The following is a 20,118-nucleotide window of genomic DNA, read 5'->3' as shown; positions in this document are numbered from 1 at the left end:
GGACGCGGGACGACGCGCCATCAGCCCATGCGAAGCTTAACAATCCCGATCGCGGGCCGGGGCAGCGCTCCGCCCCCCGGCCCGCCCCGCCTCACAGCCCCTCGGGCCGCCCCACCACGGTCACCAGCAACGGGCCGGCGCCCAGCATGCGGGCGCCGACGCGCTTGGCATCCGCCAGCGTCACGGCCTCGATCATGCCGTTGCGCTCGTCGAGATAGGCCACGTCGAAGCCCTCGGTCTGCAGGTTGACGAGCTGGCTGGCGATCTTCAGCGACGTGTCGAAGCGCAGCGCGTAGGAGCCGGTCAGGAACTTCTTGGCCTTGTCGAGTTCCTCCTCGGTCGGCCCGTCGGTGGCGAGTTCGTCGATCTGCTGGCCGATGACGTCGAGCGATTCCTTGGCGCGCTCGTTCTTGGTCGAGGTGCCGCCGCCGAAGATGGCGGTGCGCTCGAAGGTCGACAGGTGGGAATAGACCGAATAGGCGAGGCCGCGCTTCTCGCGCACCTCGCGGAACAGCCGGGCGGAGAAGACGCCGCCGCCCAGGATGTGGTTCACCACGACGGCGGCCATGTGGTCGGGGTCGCGGCGCGGGATGCCGGGCAGGCCGAAGCGGATGGTCGACTGCGGGATGTCGAGGTCGATGACCTGGGGCCGCCCGCCGGCCGCCACCAGCACGGGCGCCACCGCGACGAGGTCGCCGGTGGCCGGCAGGTCGCCGAAGGCCCGGTCGAGAAGCCCTCCGAGCTTGGCGGCGTCGATGGCGCCCACGACCGCGATCTTGAGGTCGCGGCGCACGAGCGCGCCGCGATAGGCCTCGACGAGGTCGCCGCGCCCGACGCCGGCGAGCGTCTCGGCCGTGCCCCGCACGGCGAGCCCGTAGGGATGGCCCGGGAAGGCGGCTTCGCGCCAGCCCCGGCCCGCCAGCGCATCCGGGTCCTTGGCTTCGCGCCGGAATCCGGCCGTGATCTGGGCGCGCACCCGATCGACGGCGTCGGCGTCGAAGCGCGGCGACGTCATGGCGAGGCGCAGCAGGTCGAAGGCCTCGTCCACCGAGCGGCTCAGCGTCTTCAGCCGGCCCGAAACGGCGTCGCGATCGGCCCCGAACGAGATCTCGATGGCGCGGTCGTCGAGCGCGCGATGGAAATGCTCGGAGTCCATGTCCCCGGCCCCCTCGTCGAGGAGGCTCGCCATCATGGCGGCCACCCCGGCCTTGGCCGTCGGGTCCTGGGCGGCGCCGCCCTTGAAGGAGAAGTCGACGGCGACGAGCGGCACCGCATAGTCCTCGACCAGCCAGGCCTCGATCCCCCCCGGCGAACGGACCTTCTGCACGGTCGCGGCGCGGGACACGGGCTGGGTGGCGGCATAGGCAGTCATGACGGATCCGAAACGCGAGAAGCGGAGGCCGGCGCGGGCGGGCCGCGCCGGTGGGCAGGGTGGTGGGCGTGTCAGGCGGCGTCGCTGCCCGGCTCGGCCTCGGGCAGCAGGAAGCCCGTCACGGCGCGCTTCTTCGACAGCCAGGCGGCGGCGGCGTCGCGCACGTCCTCGGCCGTCACGGCCTCGATGCCGTCCGGCCAGCCGGCCACGTCCTCGGCGGTCAGCCCCGTCGTCAGCGCGGCGCCGTACCACCGCGCCAGCGTCGCCTGGCTGTCCTGGGCGTAGACGGCGTCGGCGATGAGCCGCGTCTTGGCGCGGGCGAGGTCGCCCGCCTCCGCCAGCGTCGTGGCGACCTCGGCCACCACGCCGTCCACGGCGGCATCCAGCGCTTCGAGCGTCACGCCCTCGCCCGGCATGGCCCAGACGTAGAAGCGCGTGTCGTCGAGCGACGTGCCCATGTAGTAGGCCCCGGCCGCTACCGCGATCCGCTGCTCCAGCACCAGGGCGCGGTACAGCATCGAGGTTTGGCCGCCGCCGAGATGGTGCGCCAGCACTTCGAGCGCCATCGCGTCGCGGCCGCCGGTCCGGTAGGAGGGCACGAGGTAGACGCGCTGGGCGCTGGGCTGCTCGACCTTGGGATCCGCCAGCGTGACGAGCCGGTGGGCATGGGGCGGCGGCTCCTGCGGGCGCCGGCGCACCGGTGCCTCGCCGCGGGCCTCGATCCTGCCGTAGCTGTCCTCGGCGAGGCGCTTCACCTCGTCGAAGTCGACGTCGCCGGCGACGATCAGGATGGCGTTCTCGGGGGTGTAGAAGCGGCTGTAGTAGGCGAGGGCGTCGCGCCGATCGAGCGTCTCGATCTCGTGCTTCCAGCCGATGATCGGTTTGCCGTAGGGGTGGCTGGAGAAGAGCGTCGCCTGCACGGCTTCCGACAGCTGCTGGGACGGGTCGGTGTCGGTGCGCATGCGGCGCTCCTCCAGCACGACGTCCCGCTCGGGGTCGACGACGGCGTCGGACAGGACGAGGCCGGTCATGCGATCGGCCTCGAAGCCCATCAGCGTGCCGAGGTGTTCCTTGGCGATGCGCTGGAAATAGGCCGTGTAGTCGTTGGATGTGAAGGCATTCTCCTGCCCGCCCAGTTCCGCGACGGTTTCGGAGAAGCGTCCCTGCGGGTGGGTGGCGGTCCCCTTGAACATCAGGTGCTCGAGGAAATGCGCGATGCCGGACTTGCCCACCGGGTCGTCGGCCGAGCCGTTGCGGTACCACACCATGTGGGTCACGACCGGGGCGCGATGGTCCGGGATCACCACGATCTCGAGGCCGTTGGCGAGGCGCCCGGTCCTGATGTTCGGGCCGGTGCCGGTTGTGCCCTCGCTCGCGGCGAGGTTGAGACCCAGGGCGGATGGGGAAAGCGGAGCGGCAGGAGACATGGGTCGGGGTCTACGCGCTGGAGGGGTCGGCGGCGTCCGCCGAGCCAATCCTCCCCGCGGACCCGAGCCCGCCTTGGGGGCGGGTTCTCCCGCCCAATGTGACAATTCTTGTCAGAATGTCCAGGCCCGCAGGGTCGCGGGCCCGGTCGGGACGAACCTGCGCGGACCCCCGCGGGTTCGGTGCGGGAGGGATCCGTCCGACCCCGGCAACCGAGGAGCTACCCCATGGCGAGACCGTCGCCCGAGACCCGCGCCTGCATCGAAGCCTGCCTCGCCTGCTACGGCATCTGCCTCGGCATGGCCACCAACCACTGCCTCGCGGTCGGGGGCGCCCACGTCGAGCAGGAGCACATGCGGCTGATGCTGTCCTGCTCGGAAATGTGCCGGACCCACGCGCATTTCATGATCCTCGGCTCGCCGCACGCACGGCATCTCGCCGGGGAATGCGCCGAAATCTGCCGCCTGTGCGCCGACAGCTGCGAGCGGGTCGGCGATATGGACGAGTGCGTGGCGGCCTGCCGTCGCTGCGCCGAGTCCTGCAGCGGCATGGCGGCCTAGGGCGCTTACTCCTGCGGAGGATCCGCTCCCGCTCGGATCGAGGGCAGTGTCGTCGGCTCGGGGTCGTCGAGGCGACTCGGAGAAAGCCGATGCCGCCGTGGCGCCGGCCTCCAGGCCCCGTTCGGGGGGCAGCGCGTGTCGCGGCCGGCACCTCGCTCGCGGCGACCGGGAATTCGCGCCGGCCGGCGAACGCTTGCCGGGTCTGCACGTTGTCGTGACGAGAAGGGGGCGGTTTCGCCGTCGGCGAAGGCGCCATCGCCGCGGATCCCGCGGCCCCTGTCCCACAGAAGGAGTTCCGCCATGCGTAGCCTCATCCTGTCCGTCGCCGCCCTCGCTCTCGTGGGTTCCGTCAACGTCGCTTCGGCGGGCTGCCTCACGGGCGCGGCCGCGGGCGGCGTCGCCGGCCACATGGCCGGCCACCATGGCCTGCTCGGCGCCGCCGCCGGCTGCGCGGTCGGCCACCACATGGCGAAGAAGAAGGGCAAGTAAGCCGGTCCGACGGGGCGGACACCGCCCCCGATCGACCTCTGGCGCGGCGCGGGTGACACCGGTGCCGCGCCGTGCTAGCCGCGGGCATGCTCGAAGGCCTCCCTCCCAACGACGCCGCGCAACTGCTGCGGTTCTCCTGCGACGAGAACCGGGCCCGCATGGCCGCCGATTTCGTGATGGAGGTCTTCGACCCCGCCGAGACGGCCGCGGCCTCCTTCGAGGACGAAGCCAGCCCCCTCGATCCCAAACCCTGGATCGTCGAGATCTACTTCGGCCGCAGCGTCGACGAGAACGCCATCCGGGCCCTCATCGCCGACACGATGGGCGAAGACCTGGCCGCCGCCATGGTGACCGAGGAGATCGCCCAGCAGGATTGGGTGCAGCGCTCGCTGACCGGCCTCGCGCCGGTGAGGGCCGGGCGCTTCCTGGTGCACGGCAGCCACGACCGCGACGACGTGCGGTCGAACGACCTCGCCCTCGAGATCGAGGCGGCCCTGGCTTTCGGGACCGGCCACCATGGCACGACGCGCGGCTGCCTCCTGGCGCTCGATGCCGTGTTGAAGCGCCGGCGCCCGCGCCGCATCGTCGACCTCGGCACCGGCACCGGCGTGCTCGCCATGGCGGCGGCCAAGGCCCTCAAGCGAGAGATCTTCTGCGGCGACCTCGATGCCGTCGCGGTCCGCGCCGCGCGCGCCAATGCCGCCCTGAACGGCGTCGGCCCCCACATCCGTCCCGTCGTGGCGGCCGGTCTCGCCCATCCGACGCTGCGGCGGCAGGCGCCCTACGACCTGATCCTGGCCAACATCCTGGCCAGGCCCTTGCGGGCCCTGGCGCCGGCCATCGCGGCCCACGCCGCTCCGGGCGCCGACGTCATCCTGTCGGGGCTGTTGCCGCGCGACACGCCCGGCATCCTGTCGGCCTATGGCACGCAGGGCTTCGCGCTGGTGCGCCGTGCCGAACTCGAAGGCTGGGCCACGCTGACGCTGCGCAAGCGGTTGGCGCCTCCGGGGCCTTGATCGAAGCGGTGCTGCGCCTCGCGCCCGTGAACGGGCTCGCGCTGCAGAACCCGCCCGTGTCGCCGACCGCCCGCCAGAGGCTCGCGGCCTCAGCGGGACGGCGACGGCGCTCGAGCCGCGATCACAGGCAGCGGCAGGCCCGGCAGTCCTCGTAATAGGCGACTTCGGCCTGGTCGGACCAGCCGTCCAGGTCCTGAAGCGGGCGGGTCGAGCGGCGGTCGGCGGCGGCGCTCAGGACGCGCTTCACATTGTCGATGACGTCGAGGAGCGGGAAGCGCCCGCCCTGGGTGCCCAAATGGGCGAGTTTGGCGATGGTTCTCATGTTCTTCTTCGTGTCGGTGCGGCGGCGGGCGGAGCCCCGTATCGGGTGCCCTGCCCATCCGCTCGTGGATGTCTGATGGCGTCCTCCACCGACGGGGAGCGACGCCGTCCACGGTGCCTTCCGGTATCGTGTGACCTCAAGATAAGCCGAACGGCGCATATTGCATCGCACAAATGCCCGTTTCTGCAGCGCGGCAGGGCAGGCATTCCGATCGCGCGGAGCTTTGTGACGCCTTTGTCACGCTCCGGTGACGGTCCCGCCACCGCGCCTCCTGCCGCGCTCGCCAGCGGGAGCGCCTTCGCCGGGTTCGCCCCAGCTTCGAAACGGGAGCAGGCTCTTCGGCATGCTGTCGCCGAGGCGATCCCGACAAAGCCGATGCTGCTTCAGGCGGCGGGAACCGGACAGGACGTTCCGCTTCAGAGCCTAGCGAGGGTCACGGGCTCGGTGCCGTTCATGCCGAGGGCCCGGGACGCCGCCGCGGTCAGGTCGATGACACGGCCGCCCACATAGGGACCACGGTCGTTGATGCGGACCACGACGGACCGGCCGGTGCGGCGGCTGGTGACGAGCACGCGCGAGCCGAAAGGCAGGGACCGGTGTGCCGCCGTGAGCGCGCCGCCGTTGAACCGCTCGCCACTGGCCGTCCGGTGCCCGCCGAAGCCGGGCCCATACCATGATGCCAGGCCGGCGCCCGAGGCCGTCCGGAAGCCGCGGGCTTCCGCCGCGGTGCCGGTGAACGCGGTCGCCAAGACGAGGGCTGGCAGCACGATGTCCTTGAGTGTCACTATCAGTTTTTCCCGTTCCGTTGCGAACGGGTCGGCAACATAGGTCGGTTTGGGGCGACAATGTGGGGCCGAAATCGCCTCGTACAGATCCGGCTCTACAACCGGGCGCAGCCGCTTGATCTTCGCTGCCGATCTGGTGCAGGGCGGGCTGTTGGCGCCATGGAGCGGCAGCCGAAACTATACTGCCGGGGCAGGAGCAATATTTGACGGGACTTGCCACGCCAAGCTGTTGCCAAAATAGGACAGTCGCCGGGCCGCTCGGCTCAGGCAGAGTTCAAGAAACGGCGCGGGGCCGGCGAAACGCCCGAACGGCGCCGATCCGGGCTCAGAACGGCGGCTCAAAGCCGGATGGGACGACATGAACGATCGTTCAGATACGACGGCATCACGTCGCAAAGGCCCGAGTTCCCATGAAATTTAGCGACATCCTGCCGCAGGTGTCGGTTCGGCGCCGGCCCAGGCGGGCGCCGAATCGGCTTCGCGAGCATCTTCGAGCGCAGCGGAGCAGCTCCGCCCGCCGCCCGATCAGGGCTGATCGTAGATCCGGACGCGGCTCCGCACCTCCCGGGTCGCATCCGGCGCGGCGGTGCGTGGGGGCACGGGCCGGGGGCCGCGGCCGAGGTCGTCCGGCGGGACGACGGCGCCGTCCCGTTCGAGGCCGGCCGCGAGCCCATTGCCCACGCGGGATCCCGCCGCGGGCGCGTCGATGGCCGGCGTCGCTCCTGCCGGGGCGCCGGGTGCCAGCATGGTGGGATCGGTGAAGACCGCCTCGCCCGTGACGGTGCCGCGACCCGCGTAGCTGCCGTCCCAGCCCTGGCCGCGCCAGGTGCCGGATCGCTCCGCGAGGTCCACGGCGGAATCGTGGTCCAGGATATCGCTGATCCGGTCCGCCATGGCCGGGTCGGCCTTCACGGTCAGCAGTGTGCCGCCGCGTTGGATGCCCTCGGCATAGGCGTGGGCGTCGTCTTCGCTGACGCCGATGTCGGTCAACGACCCGACGAGGCCGCCGGCGGCCGCGCCGACGCCGGCGCCCACCAGGGTCGCGGCGAGCCAGCCCGCCGCCACCACGGGGCCGAGGCCGGGGATGGCCAACAGGCCGAGGCCGGCGAGCAGCCCGGCGCCGCCGCCCAGCAGCGTGCCGAGCGAGGCGCCGGCACCCGTGCCGCTCACCGGGGCATCGGGCATCGGGTCGGCATCGCCCGGCACGGCGCCGTAATATTGGCTGTGGGCGGCATCGTTGGACACGAGGCTGATATGGGCGTGGGGCACGCCGGCCTCCTCGAGCCGCCGCACCGCCGCAGCGGCGTCGTCGTAGCGGTCGAACAGCGCCGTCAAGGTCTGGGTCGCCATGGGCATGAACTCCTGAAGGTTGCGGGTCGGGCGCTGACGATCACTGGAAGGCGATCTGGCCCTTGTAGTCGAAGCCGACATCCACGGTGCGGCCCTCCCGTTCGGCGTGGCCGCGCCAGATGCCGCCGGGGTCCTGGGCGAGCCCGGTCGGGTTGGTGAAGCCGGCGCTCGCGATGCGGGCTCGGGCCTGGGCCTCGGTGAAGCTGTTGGCGCCCTGGGCGAGGTCGGCCATCGCCACGGTGCGGATGGTGCCCGAAGCGTTCACGCCGGAGGCGGCGTTGCCGGCGGGGTTGATGGGTTCGTTGGAGGGGCCGGTGCCGCGCGGGGGCGCGGCGTTGTTGGGGGCTGGGTCGGTCTGGGCGGCGGCCGCGCCCAGGGCGAGCAGCGTGGCTGCCGCCGATATGGCCAGGATGCGCATAGCGTCCTCCCTCTGCGTGGGACGCTGCATCAATGGCGCCGGCCGCCGCGGGGTTCCGCGGGCCGGCGCCGGCCTAATATTGCACGGTGGCGCGCAGCCCCAACACCAGGGCGTCGCGGATCGGCGCGCCGTCCGGGCTCAGCGGGTCGGGGATGCCGCCGCCGGGGCGCATCACATACTGGACGTCGGGCTGCAGCGTGAAGCCCGGGACCACCTCGGCCTGGTAGGTGGCCTCGACCAGCATCTCGCGCGAGCGGATCGGGTAGGCGCTGCCCAGCAGCGCCGCCTCGGCCCGGTCGGTCTGCCGCGCCGCAGGGGACAGGCGGGTGACGGCGAAGGAGAGGCCCAGGCTGTCGTCCGGCCGGCTGGCGAGGAACCCCTTCGCCGTGATGCCGGCATCGGCGTAGAGGGAGACGAGGTTGCGGTCTCCGGGCGCGCCTGCGAGCCGGGCGAAGACGCCGACGGCACCGTCGTCCGAGCCGGGCAGGCGGGCGATCATCTGGTCCACGAGGCCGTAGAGGCCGTGGTTGCCCTGCAGCCGGCCCGTGCCCGAGCCGAGCGTCAGCCCGGCCGCCGTCGGGATCGTGGCGGCGAAGTCGCCGAAATGCTGCCAGCCCCCGAGCTTGACCAGGCCCGGCAGCACGGCGCCCTGCCTGTCGCCGTAGGCATAGGCCGATTCCGCGATGGTGAAGGGCCGGTCGGTCAGGCGGAAGGACGTGCCGTGGCGGTCGAGGATCTGTGGGTCGGTGGCGGCTCCCAGGCGCGCCGCGCCCGCGGGATCCCCGTCGAAGACGGCGGCCAGGACGGTCCAATGCGGGTCGGGCGCGAGTTTCAGTCGGAGGCCGGTCGCCGCCAGCGGATAGGCGGGCCCGCCGCTCGGCAGGTCGTAGGTGGTGAGGTTGGGCCAGCCGAAGGTCGCGTTGATGAACAGGTTGGCATATTGGCTGACCAGGAACTCGGTGTCGGCGCCGATCTGCCCGACCTTGAGGGCGACCTTGCCGTCGAGGCCGGTCTGCTCCACCCAGGCTTCGTAGAGGCGCGTCGACGGCAGGGCCTCGATCCCGCTCGGCAGCGACAGGCTGAAGAGGTCGTTGCGCCCGAGGCCGTCGCCGAAGATCTTGTAGCCGTTGGCATGCAGCCTCGCGCCGTCGAGGCCCAGGGCGGTGGCGAGGTCGACGTCGACCTGGAGGTCGAGGCGCCCCTCGCCGACGATGCCCTGGCGCGCGCCGCCCGTCGGGTTGCCCAGCATCTCGCCGATGCCGACGAGGCTGTAGGTGATGCCGCGCCCCGCCAGCGCGGCGCGGATCCCGCCCGGATCGCCGAGGGGGCCGAGCGAGGACTGGATGCTGGGATTGCCCTGTTCGGGCGTGCCCTGGGCGGCGGGTTGGCCGGAGGTCTGCGCCGTCCCGCCGAGGTCGGGCAGGTTGCCGGCACCGGTCGGTGCGGCGGGAGGTACCGCCGCGGGCTGCTGCGCCCCGGCCGCCGTCATCCCAAGGCACAGCGTGCCGAGGCAGAACGCCACGCTGGCCGACGCCACGAGACCGGAATCCCTCCCCATGGCCCTTCGCGCCCCATGATCGGCGCAGGGAGGCGCCGTCGAGAGGCCCGGTCTAGCCGCCGTCGGCGGCGATGGGAACAGCGCCACGGCCGCGGTCGAAGGGGCGGCGTCGCGTCCCGTCCCGCCTGTGGCGCCGTGGCATCACCCGGGCTGCCACAGCGGACCCGCGCGCGTGACGCAAAAAGGGGCGGCCCTCGGGCCGCCCCTGTCTCAGGTGCTCGAAGGGCGGCCGCGACCGCTATTCAGTAACGGCAGGCCTTCCGCTCCAAGCGGGTGTGGCGTTCCGTGTAGGGGTTGCAAGAATAGACCCCGCGACGACGCCCGCGATATTCCGAGCCGTAGCCTTCGTCGTACCCCTGCCCGGCATAGCCCTGTCCGGCATAGCTGGCATTGCCATAACCCTGCCCGGCGTAGCCCTGTCCAGCGTAGCCCTGCCCGGCGTAGCCCTGTCCAGCGTAGCCCTGCCCGGCGTAGCCGGCATCGCCATAGCCATAGCCGGCATCGCCATAGCCACCGTCCGTGTAGCCGTAGCCGTAACCGCCGTACGGATAGCCGTAGCCGTAGGCTGCCCCGTAACCCAGGCCGAGCCCGACCGCGAGCGGCAGGCCGTAACCGAAGCGGCGATAGCCGAACCCCCGGTATCCATAGCGGCCGATTCCGATGCCGCGATAGCCGCCCCGGAAGCCGGCGAAACGGCCGTAGCCGCCGCGGAAGCCGCCGAAGCCACCCCGAAACCCGCCGAAGCCGCCGCGACCGAAGCCGCCGCCGAACCCACCGCGGCCGAAACCACCGCGGCCGAAGCCGCCGTGGAACCCGCCCGCCCGGAAAACGCCGCCGCCGCCGCCGAAGCCGCGGGCCTCGGCCCGGTCGGTCGTCGCCATCACCATGGCGCCGAGCGACAGGGCTGCAAGGCCGGCCGTGGCCGCCTTCTTGAAGGTGGCTCCGTAGGAGCCGAAAGAGATCGTGTTCATCGTGCCTTGTCCTGGAGTCGCGCCTTGTCTCGATCAATGCAGGCTGCTCGCCCTTGGTTCCTCATACCAGCCCTGCGACATGACCATCGCCGCCACGATAACCGCAAAAGACAGACAAACGCGTCGGATCCACCCCCTGACTTCGAGTAAAGCTGAGTCGAACCTCAATCGCCGTCGGGATCCTGTCCCGGTTCGACTGTCGCTTCATCGCGGCTCGACTGCGGCGCCTCGCCGCTGGCGAGGGCCATCCAGTGGTCTTCGCTGATCACGTCGAGGCCGAGTTCGCGCGCCTTCTTTTCCTTGCTGCCGGCGCCCGGCCCCGCCACGACGATGTCGGTCTTCTTCGAGACCGAGCCCGACACCTTGGCGCCGAGCGCCTCGGCCCGCGCCTTGGCCTCGTCGCGCGTCATGCGCTCCAGCGATCCCGTGAACACGATGGTCTTGCCGCTGATGGGGCTCGCCGCCGCCGCCACCTCCATGGGTTCGACCGTGATGGCGGCGAGCAGGCGGTCGACCTCCTCCTCGTTGTGCGGTTCGGCGAAGAAATCGGCCAGCGCTTCGGCCACGGTGTCGCCCAGGCCGTCGATGGCGTGGAGTTCGGCGCGACCCTCGCCATCGGGCTCGGCGGCGGCGCGCGCCGCCGCCCGCACGGCCTCGATCGTGCCGAAGTGGCGCGCCAGCCGCTTAGAGTTGGTCTCGCCCACCCGGCGGATGCCGAGCGCGAAGAGGAAGCGGTTCAGCGCGATGCGGCGCCGGGCCGCGATGGCGGAGAACAGGTTGCGCACCGAGGTCGCCCCGAACCCGTCGCGGTTGGCGAGGCGCGTGAGGCCCGTGGCGTCCCGCTCCTCCAGGGCGAAGATGTCGGACGGCGTCCTGATGAGCCCCTCGGCGTAGAACAGCGCGATCTGCTTGTCGCCCAGGCCCTCGATGTCGAAGGCGTTGCGGGACGCGAAATGGCGCAGCCGCTCGACGGCCTGGGCCGGGCAGACGAGGCCGCCCGTGCAACGGCGCACGACGTCGGCTTCGCCGGTCTTCTCGTCGACCTCCCGCACCGCCGCCGAGCCGCAGGCCGGGCAGGTGTCGGGGAAACGGAAGGGCACGGCCTCGGGCGGGCGCAGCTCGGCCACGACCGCGACGATCTGCGGGATGACGTCGCCGGCCCGTTGCACCTGCACGGTGTCGCCGACCCGCACGTCCTTGCGGGCGATCTCGTCCTCGTTGTGGAGCGTGGCATTCTCCACCACGACGCCCCCGACCGTGACGGGCGCGAGCTTGGCCACCGGCGTCAGCGAGCCGGTGCGGCCGACCTGGATGTCGATGCCGAGCAGCGTGGTGGTGGCCCGTTCGGCCGGGAACTTGTGGGCCACGGCCCAGCGCGGCGCGCGGGACACGAAGCCGAGCCGTTCCTGCAGCTTGAGGTCGTCCACCTTGTAGACGACGCCGTCGATGTCGTAGGGCAGCGCCGCCCGCTGCGCCTCGATGGCGCGATACCGGTCGAGGAGCTCCGCGGCCGAGTGGCAGAGCGCCGTCAGCGGGTTCGTCGGCAGGCCGAAGCGCGCGAAGGCCGCGATCATGTCGAACTGGGTCGCGGCCGGCAGCCCGGAATGCTCGCCCCAGGCATAGGCGAAGAACTGCAGGGGGCGGGCGGCCGTCACGGCAGGGTCGAGCTGGCGCAGCGAACCGGCCGCGGCATTGCGCGGGTTGGCGAAGGGCGGGCGCCCGGCCTCGGCCTGCCGGGCGTTGAGGGCGGCGAAATCGGGCTTGGTCATGAAGACCTCGCCGCGCACCTCCAGCACGGCCGGCACGTCCTCGCCGCGGAGGTCGTTCGGGATGCTGGCGACGGTGCGGACATTGGCGGTCACGTCCTCGCCGGCGAACCCGTCGCCCCGCGTCGCCGCCTGCACGAGGCGGCCGCCCTCGTAGCGCAGCGAGCACGACAGGCCGTCGATCTTCGGCTCGGCCGTGATGGCGAGGGGGGCGTCCGGGGCGAGGCCGAGGAAGCGGCGCACCCGCGCGTCGAATTCCGCCACGTCGGCGTCGGCGAAGACGTTGCCGAGCGACAGCATCGGCACGGCGTGGCGGATCGACGCGAACTTCTCCGACGGCTTGGCCCCGACGGTGGCGCCGGGGCCGGTCGGCGTCGCGAGGCCCGGGAACGCCGTCTCGAGGGCGACGAGTCGACGCCTGAGCGCATCGTAGTCGGCGTCCGAGATCGTCGGGGCGTCCTCGCCATGGTAGGCGATGTCATGCGCGGCGATCGCGGCGGCGAGGCGCGCGTGCTCGGGGCGGGCCTGGCGCAGGGACGCGGGCAGGGGGGCGGACGGGTCGTTGGGGTCGGTCATGGCTTTCGGCAACGCGCGAGGGTGCGGATCCGCCGACCCTGGCACGGGCCGGTGAAGGCGCGTTGAAGATGGCGGGCGCCCGACCTGACATGGCGGGCGGCAGCTGACACAGTCGCTCGTCGCCGCATGCGGCGCGCCGCCTCATCAGGATGTCCGCCATGCCTTCCCAGATCCGCGTCGCCACCGTGCAGTTCGAGCACCGCGCCGACGACAAGGCCTACAACCTCGGCCGGGTCGAGGCCCTGGCCCGCGAGGCTCGCGCCGCCGGGGCCGAGATCGTCGCCTTCCCCGAAATGTGCATCGGCGGCTATTGGCACGTTCCCGGCCTCGTCGCCGCGGAGGTGGAGGGTTTGGCCGAGCCGGTCGACGGGCCGTCCGTGTCGCAGGTCGCGGCGCTGGCCCGGGAACTCGGCCTCGGCATCGGCGTCGGCTGGCTCGAAGCCGGTGCCGAAGGACGGATCTACAACGCCTACCGGCTGTGCCTTCCCGACGGCTCCGGGCATACGCACCGCAAGCTCCACGCCTTCGAACATCCCCGCATCGCGAGCGGCGCGGGTTTCACGGTGTTCGACACGCCCTGGGGCGTGCGCGTCGCCATCCTCATCTGCTGGGACAACAACCTGATCGAGAACGTGCGGGCCTGCGCCCTCATGGGCGCCGAGGTCCTACTCGCCCCGCACCAGACGGGCGGGACCCGGTCCCTCAGCCCGCACGGCATGAAGCCGATCCCGCTGGCGCTGTGGGAGCGACGCCACGAGGACCCGGAGCCGCTGCGGGCCGCGCTGGCCGGCCCGGACGGGCGCGGCTGGCTCATGCGATGGCTGCCGTCGCGGGCCCACGACAACGGGCTCTTCGTGGTCTTCAGCAACGGCATCGGGGCCGACATGGAGGAGGTCCGCACCGGCAACGCCATGATCCTCGACCCCTACGGGCGGGTGGTGGCGGAAAGCACGGCCATCGAGGACGACGTGGTGGTGGCCGACCTCGCCCTCGACCTCATCCCGACCAGCAGCGGCCGGCGCTGGATGCGAGGCCGGCGTCCGGACCTCTACGGCATCATCGCCGAGACCCGGGGCGACGAGACGTCGGCACGGGCGACCCGCTTCGGCGACGACGCTTGAGGCGCAGGGCGGTCCCGCTCAGGCGGCCCGGTCGCCGAGGCGCTGCAGCGCTTCCCCGAGGGCGGTCGCGATGAACTGGCGCGCCGAGCGGCCCGCCAGCCGGGCTTCGACGAAGGCGGTCGCGTCGCGGTCCGGGTGCACGGCATGGAGGCCGGGCGCCCGTTCTCCCGGCGCCACCCAGTAGAAGTCGGGCCGGGGCGCCGTCCAGGGGCCGTGAGGCCGGGCCGTGGCGTCGTAGCGGACGGGCTCCTCCCAGGCGTCGAAATCCACCGTGGCGCCCGAGGCGGGCAGGGTCAGCCAGACGTGGCAGGCCCCCGAGGCCGCGTCGACCCGCCCGCCGCGCCCCACGTAGCTGTGGAGGATCGCGGGCGTCACCCAGCGTTGCACGTCGCCGGCGATGAGGTGGGCCATCACGCCGAAGCGCGCCGCCAGCAGCTCCCTCCCGACGGCGGCATGGAAGCCGCACAGCCCGCCGGCCACGCCCAGCGCGGTGGCCTGCGACATCACGGCGTCGCGGACGGCGCCCGCGATGCGGCTTCGGGGAAGGTGACCATCACGGGACAGGGCGTCCCGCTGGCGTTTGGCTTGACCCATGACGTGCCCCACACAGAGTGCGAAGCTCTCGGGTAGGGACGCAACCCCGGCAACTAAAATGAGTTTTAAACACTGCCATAGGTTGCAAACAGACCGCGGATCGGGACTTTCCCCCTGGCCGGCCGTTCCATCCACATCCCGGGAAGGATCCACCATGCATGCAGCTCTGATCGCCGCCACCGCCGCGCTCGGCGGCCTGTTGTTCGGCTACGACACGGGCGTGATCTCCGGCGCCCTGCTGTTCCTGCGCGACGCCTTCGCCCTGTCACCGCTGATGCAGGGCGTCGTCACCTCCATCGCCCTTCTGGGTGCGGCCGTCGGGGCCGGTTTCGCCGGCGCCCTGTCGGACCGCTACGGCCGTCGGCCGCTCATCCTGGTGACGGCGCTGATCTTCGTCGCCGGGTCGCTGCTGTCGGCGGCCGCCACGGGTCTTTGGATGCTGCTTGCCGGGCGGTTGCTGGTGGGGCTCGGCATCGGCGTGTCCTCCATGCTGGCGCCGCTCTACCTCGCCGAGACCGCGCCGGCGGAGAGCCGCGGCGCCATGGTGTCGCTGAACCAGCTGATGATCACCTCGGGCATCCTGGTCTCCTACCTCATCGGCTACGCCTTCTCGGCGAGCGGCGGCTGGCGCTGGATGCTGGGGCTCGGCGCACTGCCCGGGGTGATCCTGGCGGGCGGCATGCTGGCGCTGCCGGAATCGCCGCGCTGGCTGGCCGGCCACGGCCACCTGGCCGATGCGCGGCGCGCCCTCCAGGCCCTGCGCGGGTCGAGCGAGACGGCGCGCCAGATCGAGGCGGAACTCGACGGGATCGAGGCCGACCTCGCCGGCGAGAAGCGCGGCGGCGGGCGCGTGTCGCTGTCCGATCCGGGCCTGCGCCTGCCGCTGATCGTCGGCGTCGGCCTGGCGATCTGCCAGCAGGTGACGGGCATCAACACCGTGATCTACTTCGCCCCCACCATCTTTCAGGCGGCGGGCCTGTCCTCCGCCTCGGCCTCCATCCTGGCCACGGCGGGGGTCGGCGCCGTCAACGTCGCGCTGACGCTGGTGGCGATCCGCCTGATCGACCGGGTCGGGCGCCGCGTCCTGCTGCTGGTCGGCCTCGCCGGGATGGCGGTGAGCCTCGTGGTGCTGGGGACCGGCTTCCTCCTCGGCGCCGGCGGGGCGCTGGGCTGGCTCACGGCGGCGAGCCTCACTGCCTATGTGGGCTTCTTCGCCGTGGGGCTCGGGCCGGTCTTCTGGCTGCTGATCTCCGAAATCTTTCCCACCGAGGCGCGGGGGCGGTGCATGAGCATCGCCACGGTGGCCAACTGGGGTTTCAACCTCATCGTGGCGCTGACCTTCCTCGACCTCGTCGCGGCCTTCGGCCGCCCCGCCACCTTCTTCCTCTACGCGGCGCTGACGGCGCTCGGCTTCCTGTTCACGCTGCGGCTCGTGCCCGAAACCAAGGGCCGGGGGCTGGAAGACATGCGCGAAGCCTGGGCGGAGCGCGGCCACACGGTGCCGCAAAGCCGAGGATGAGGTCGAGGTTGAGGCCGGGGCCGAGCCCCCCTCACCGGCGCAGCGCTTCCACGCCCGGCAGGACCTTGCCCTCCATCCACTCGAGGAAGGCACCGCCCGCCGTCGACACGTAGGTGAAGCCTTCGGCGGCGCCGGCGGCGTTCAGCGCCGCCACGGTGTCGCCGCCACCCGCCACGCTGACGAGCTTGCCCGCCACCGTCAGGGCGGCCGCTTCCTGCGCCACCGCCACCGTGCCGGCGTCGAAGGGCTGCAGCTCGAAGGCGCCGAAGGGGCCGTTCCACACCAGCGTCCTGGCGGTCTCCAGCACGGCCTTGACGGCTGCGACCGAGGCCGGGCCGATGTCGAGGATCATGTCGTCGGGCCCGACGGCGTCGACCGGCACGGCCCTGGACGGTGCATGGGCCTTGAAGGCGGACGCCACCACGGCGTCGATCGGCAGCACGATGCGGCACGCCCCGGCCCTCGCCAGCACGTCGCGCGCCGTGTCGAGCAGGTCGTGCTCGCAGAGCGACTTGCCCACCGCCTTGCCCTGCGCGGCCAGAAAGGTGTTGGCCATGCCGCCGCCGATCACCAGCACGTCGACACGGGTGACGAGGTTGCCGAGGAGTTCGAGCTTGGTCGACACCTTGGCGCCGCCCACCACGGCGACGACGGGCCGCTCGGGCCGCTCCAGCGCGCGGGCCAGGGCGGCCAGTTCGGCCTGCATGGTGCGGCCGGCATGGGCGGGCAGGCGGCGCGCCAGCCCTTCCGTCGAGGCATGGGCGCGGTGGGCCGCCGAGAAGGCGTCGTTGACGAAGATGTCGCCGAGCGCCGCGAGCTGCTCGACGAACTCCGCCGCGTTCTTCTCCTCGCCGGGGTGGAAGCGGGTGTTCTCCAGCAGCACCACGTCGCCGTCCTTCATGGCGCCGATGGCCGAATGGGCGATGTCGCCCACTGTGGCGGGCACGAAGGCGACGGGGCGGCCGAGCTCCTCGCTGAGGGCCGCCGCGATGGGCTTCAGCGAATTCTTCTCGTCCGGCCCGCCCTTGGGGCGGCCGAAATGCGCCAGCAGGACGGCGCGGCCGCCCTTGTCGGCGATTTCCCGGATGGTCGGCAGGATGCGGGCGATGCGGGTGCGGTCCGTCACGCGGCCGTTCTCGGTCGGCACGTTGAGGTCGACCCGCACGAGCACGCGCTTGCCCGACAGGTCGGCGTCGTCGAGAGTGCGGAACTGGGTCACGGGGGCTGCCTCCGGGCCGGCATCAGGGGGTCGTCCCGTCATGGCACGCGGCATTCCACCCCTCAAGCGCGAAGAGCCCGTGGCGATATTGTGGAGGCGCGGCCGGAAGGCTACGTCGGGACAGGGGCCGCCGCGGCCGTGACGAGGAGTGCGGGCATGTCGGGGACGAGTGGATCGACGCGACCCTTCATGACGGGCGGGGGCGCCATGGGGGAGCGCATCCGGTCCGTCGACTGGGCCGCCTCACCCCTGGGGCCGCCCGACGGCTGGCCCGAGGTCCTGCGCTCCGCCCTGCGCATCTGCCTGAGTTCCGCCTTCCCCACCGCCATCTACTGGGGGGAGGAGCTCGTCCTGCTCTACAACGACAGTTGGGCACCCATCCCGGCCGAGCGGCATCCGGGCTGCCTCGGCCGGCCGGCACGCGACGTCTGGTCCGACATTTGGGACATCATCGCGCCCCAGTTCGCCGCCGTGTTCGAGACGGGCGAGGGCTTCTCGGCCTTCGACCAGATGCTGCCCATGGTGCGCGACGGCATCCCCCGCACGACTTACTGGGACTACAGCTTCACGCCGCTGATCGACCGCGAGGGCCGCGTGCGCGGCATCCTCAACCAGGGCATGGAACGCACCGCCCAGGTGCTGGGCGACCGGCGCCAGCAGTTCCGCCTCGATCTCGAGGAGGCGCTGCACGGCGTCTCCGACCCGAAGGCCATCGTGGCGGCGGCCGTCCAGGCGCTGGGCCGCCACCTCGGCGCCCACCGGGTCGGCTTCGGCGAGATGATGCCGGACGACCGCATCATCGCGATGTCGACCGACCATGCCGAGGGTCTGGCGGCGGTGACCGAAGCCATGCCGCTCGACGATTTCGGCCCGAGCGCCATGGCGCGGCTGCGGGGCGGCGACACGCTGTCGAGCACCGACGTCGTCGCGGATCCGCGGGTGGACGAGGCCGTGTTCGGCGCCTTCGGCACGCGCGCCTTCGTGGCGGTGCCGCTCGTGCGCGACGGGCGCCTCAAGGCGACGCTCTTCGTCAACCACGGCGTGCCCCGGCCGTGGACCGAGGAGGAGGTCGCGCTGATCGAGGCCGTGGCGGCCCGCATCTGGGACGCGGCCGAGCGCGCCCGCGCCGAGGCCGCCCTGCGCGACAGCGAGGCGCACCTGTCGGGCATCTTCCACCAGACCGGGGCGGGCTTCGCCGAGATCGACCGCGACGGGCGCTTCCTGTCGGTCAACGGCCGGTTCTGCGCCATGGCGGGGCGCCCGCGCGAAGCGCTGCTGGCGCTGCGCATGGCCGACATCACCCATCCCGACGACGAGGAGATGAGCCGGGCGGCGCTGAAGGGCGTGGTGACGGCGGGCGAGCCCGCCACCATCGAGAAGCGCCTGCTGCGGCCGGACGGCACGACGCTCTGGGTCGCCAACACCAAGAGCCTGATCGCCCCCGTGGCGGGACAGCGGACGGTGCTGACCGTCGCCATCGACATCACCGAGCGCAAGGCCGTCGAACGGGCGCTGGCCGACGCCAAGGCGGTGGCGGAAGAGGCGAACCTCGCCAAATCGACCTTCATCGCCAACATGAGCCACGAGCTGCGCACCCCGCTCTCGGCCATCATCGGCTACAGCGAGATGATGCTGGAGGAAGTCGAGGACGGGGCCGAGGCGGCCGACCTCGCCATCGACATACGCAAGATCGAATCCAACGCCCGCCACCTGCTCGGCCTCATCAACGACGTGCTCGACCTCAGCAAGATCGAGAGCGGCAAGATGGAGGTCTATGCCGAGCGCTTCGAGGTCGCCCCGCTGGTGGAGGAGGTCGCCGCCGCCGTGCAGAGCCTCGTCGCCAAGAAGCGCAACCGGCTGGAGCTCAGGCTCGACCCCGGCCTCGGCTCCATGGAAACGGATCTCACCAAGATCCGGCAGATGCTGCTCAACCTGCTCTCCAATGCGGCGAAGTTCTCGGAGGACGGCACCATCGTGCTGTCGGCCGCGCGGGTCGCCGCGCCCGGCGCGCCGGACCGGGTCCGGTTCGCCGTCGCCGACACGGGCGTCGGCATGTCGGAGGAGCAGCTGGGGCGCCTGTTCCAGCGCTTCACCCAGGCCGACAGTTCGACGACGCGCAAGTTCGGCGGCACGGGCCTCGGCCTGTCGCTGACCCGGGCCTTCGCCGACATGCTGGGCGGCGACGTCTCGGTCGAAAGCGCGGAAGGGCAGGGCAGCACCTTCTCCATCGCCTTGCCGGCCCGCTACGCCGCGCCCGCGGTGGCGGCGGAGCCGGCGACCGGCACGGCCGGCGCCGAAGACGCGGGGCCGGCGCGCGACCTCGTCCTCGTCATCGACGACGATGCCGACCAGCGGGCCCTGATGACGCGCTTCCTGCACCGCGAGGGCTTTCGGGCCCGCACGGCGGGGGACGGCGAGGCGGGGCTCGACCTCGCCCGGGCGCTGAAGCCCCGCGCCATCCTGCTCGACGTGATGATGCCCGGCACCGACGGCTGGTCGGTGCTGAGCGCCCTCAAGGCGGATCCGGAGCTGCGCGACATCCCGGTCGTCATGGTGACCTTCGTCGACCAGCGCGGGCTGGCCCAGGCGCTCGGGGCCGCCGACTACGTGCTGAAGCCGGTGCGCTGGGAGCGGTTCAAGGCCGTGGTGGACCGGTTCCGCGTGCCCGAAGGCGGGGCCCTGGTGATCGACGACGATCCCGACATCCGCGGCCGCATGCGCGCCCTCTTGGAGCGGGACGGCTGGGCCGTCACCGAAGCGGCGAACGGGCGCGACGGGCTCGACCGCTTCGCCACGGCCAGGCCCGGCATCGTGCTGCTGGACCTCAACATGCCGGTGATGGACGGCTTCGCCTTCCTGGCGGCGCTGCGGGGGCGGCCGGACGGCGCCGAAGTGCCGGTCGTGGTGCTGACCGCCATGGACCTGACCCGTGAGGACCGGCGGCGCCTCGCCGGCGCCAACCAGATCCTCAACAAGGGCGACGTGAGCCTGAGGGCCCTGGCGGATCGCCTGCAGCAGCTCGTCGGCGGCGAAACCGTGTGACGGCGGCGGCCGGCG

Annotated in this window: 17 protein-coding genes; 6 read left to right on the top strand and 11 right to left on the bottom strand. The window is 72.2% G+C overall.

Features of this window, described 5'->3' with window-relative positions; translation table 11 throughout:
• Positions 1 to 91 precede the first annotated feature (91 nt).
• Together D3272_RS16355 and D3272_RS16350 are read right to left on the bottom strand one after the other, a co-directional pair.
• Positions 92 to 1,372, bottom strand: a complete 1,281-nt coding sequence (locus D3272_RS16355) for a M16 family metallopeptidase (RefSeq protein WP_129220276.1) — start codon at positions 1,370 to 1,372, stop codon at positions 92 to 94.
• Between the two features lie 71 nt (positions 1,373 to 1,443).
• The gene (locus D3272_RS16350; RefSeq protein ID WP_129220275.1) at positions 1,444 to 2,799 is read right to left on the bottom strand and encodes a M16 family metallopeptidase; all 1,356 of its coding nucleotides are present in this window, start codon (positions 2,797 to 2,799) and stop codon (positions 1,444 to 1,446) included.
• 225 nt (positions 2,800 to 3,024) lie between these two features.
• Here D3272_RS16350 and D3272_RS16345 point away from each other — a divergent pair, with 225 nt between their 5' ends.
• The 3 genes from D3272_RS16345 (at position 3,025) to D3272_RS16335 (ending at position 4,862) form a co-directional block, all read left to right on the top strand.
• Positions 3,025 to 3,357, top strand: a complete 333-nt coding sequence (locus D3272_RS16345; RefSeq protein WP_129220274.1) for a four-helix bundle copper-binding protein — start codon at positions 3,025 to 3,027, stop codon at positions 3,355 to 3,357.
• A gap of 300 nt (positions 3,358 to 3,657) precedes the next feature.
• Complete coding sequence (locus D3272_RS16340; RefSeq protein WP_129220273.1) at positions 3,658 to 3,846, top strand: hypothetical protein; 189 nt, start codon at positions 3,658 to 3,660, stop codon at positions 3,844 to 3,846.
• A gap of 86 nt (positions 3,847 to 3,932) precedes the next feature.
• A complete protein-coding gene (locus D3272_RS16335; RefSeq protein WP_129220272.1) occupies positions 3,933 to 4,862 on the top strand; it encodes a 50S ribosomal protein L11 methyltransferase in 930 nt (309 codons plus the stop codon).
• A 121-nt stretch (positions 4,863 to 4,983) separates the two neighbouring features.
• Here D3272_RS16335 and D3272_RS16330 read toward each other — a convergent pair whose 3' ends face one another.
• The 7 genes from D3272_RS16330 to ligA form a co-directional block, all read right to left on the bottom strand.
• Positions 4,984 to 5,184 (bottom strand): hypothetical protein, encoded by a 201-nt coding sequence (locus tag D3272_RS16330; RefSeq protein ID WP_129220271.1) that lies wholly within the window; start codon positions 5,182 to 5,184, stop codon positions 4,984 to 4,986.
• Positions 5,185 to 5,600: 416 nt separating this feature from the next.
• Complete coding sequence (locus D3272_RS16325) at positions 5,601 to 5,975, bottom strand: septal ring lytic transglycosylase RlpA family protein (protein ID WP_428978000.1); 375 nt, start codon at positions 5,973 to 5,975, stop codon at positions 5,601 to 5,603.
• Between the two features lie 519 nt (positions 5,976 to 6,494).
• Entirely contained in the window at positions 6,495 to 7,319 is an 825-nt protein-coding gene (locus D3272_RS16320) for a hypothetical protein (RefSeq protein WP_207210229.1), read from the bottom strand.
• A gap of 40 nt (positions 7,320 to 7,359) precedes the next feature.
• A complete protein-coding gene (locus D3272_RS16315; RefSeq protein ID WP_129220269.1) occupies positions 7,360 to 7,737 on the bottom strand; it encodes a hypothetical protein in 378 nt (125 codons plus the stop codon).
• A 73-nt stretch (positions 7,738 to 7,810) separates the two neighbouring features.
• Positions 7,811 to 9,295 (bottom strand): carbohydrate porin, encoded by a 1,485-nt coding sequence (locus tag D3272_RS16310; protein WP_129220268.1) that lies wholly within the window; start codon positions 9,293 to 9,295, stop codon positions 7,811 to 7,813.
• Positions 9,296 to 9,537: 242 nt separating this feature from the next.
• A complete protein-coding gene (locus D3272_RS27690) occupies positions 9,538 to 10,266 on the bottom strand; it encodes a hypothetical protein (RefSeq protein WP_207210228.1) in 729 nt (242 codons plus the stop codon).
• A gap of 164 nt (positions 10,267 to 10,430) precedes the next feature.
• Positions 10,431 to 12,608: an NAD-dependent DNA ligase LigA gene (ligA, locus tag D3272_RS16300; protein ID WP_129220267.1), complete on the bottom strand. Its 2,178-nt coding sequence runs from the start codon at positions 12,606 to 12,608 to the stop codon at positions 10,431 to 10,433.
• A 158-nt stretch (positions 12,609 to 12,766) separates the two neighbouring features.
• Between ligA and D3272_RS16295 the strand changes: the two genes are divergently transcribed.
• Complete coding sequence (locus D3272_RS16295) at positions 12,767 to 13,729, top strand: nitrilase-related carbon-nitrogen hydrolase (protein ID WP_129220266.1); 963 nt, start codon at positions 12,767 to 12,769, stop codon at positions 13,727 to 13,729.
• Between the two features lie 18 nt (positions 13,730 to 13,747).
• Here the strand turns inward: D3272_RS16295 and D3272_RS16290 are convergent, their stop codons facing one another.
• The gene (locus D3272_RS16290; RefSeq protein WP_129220265.1) at positions 13,748 to 14,323 is read right to left on the bottom strand and encodes a hypothetical protein; all 576 of its coding nucleotides are present in this window, start codon (positions 14,321 to 14,323) and stop codon (positions 13,748 to 13,750) included.
• Here D3272_RS16290 and D3272_RS16285 point away from each other — a divergent pair.
• Entirely contained in the window at positions 14,322 to 15,842 is a 1,521-nt protein-coding gene (locus tag D3272_RS16285; protein WP_342634189.1) for a sugar porter family MFS transporter, read from the top strand. The two genes, D3272_RS16290 and D3272_RS16285, sit on opposite strands and share 2 nt — an antisense overlap.
• A gap of 31 nt (positions 15,843 to 15,873) precedes the next feature.
• Here D3272_RS16285 and D3272_RS16280 read toward each other — a convergent pair whose 3' ends face one another.
• Entirely contained in the window at positions 15,874 to 17,061 is a 1,188-nt protein-coding gene (locus tag D3272_RS16280; protein ID WP_207210227.1) for a phosphoglycerate kinase, read from the bottom strand.
• 156 nt (positions 17,062 to 17,217) lie between these two features.
• On the opposite strand from D3272_RS16280, the gene D3272_RS16275 reads away from it, so the two are divergent.
• A complete protein-coding gene (locus tag D3272_RS16275) occupies positions 17,218 to 20,103 on the top strand; it encodes a response regulator (RefSeq protein WP_129220262.1) in 2,886 nt (961 codons plus the stop codon).
• Positions 20,104 to 20,118 lie beyond the last annotated feature (15 nt).

The sequence above is a fragment of the Lichenibacterium ramalinae genome (assembly GCF_004137085.1).
GTDB classification, from domain to species: domain Bacteria; phylum Pseudomonadota; class Alphaproteobacteria; order Rhizobiales; family Beijerinckiaceae; genus Lichenihabitans; species Lichenihabitans ramalinae.
The sequence above is the reverse complement of the archived record's forward strand: the minus strand, read 5'-3'. Positions and strand labels throughout refer to the sequence as shown.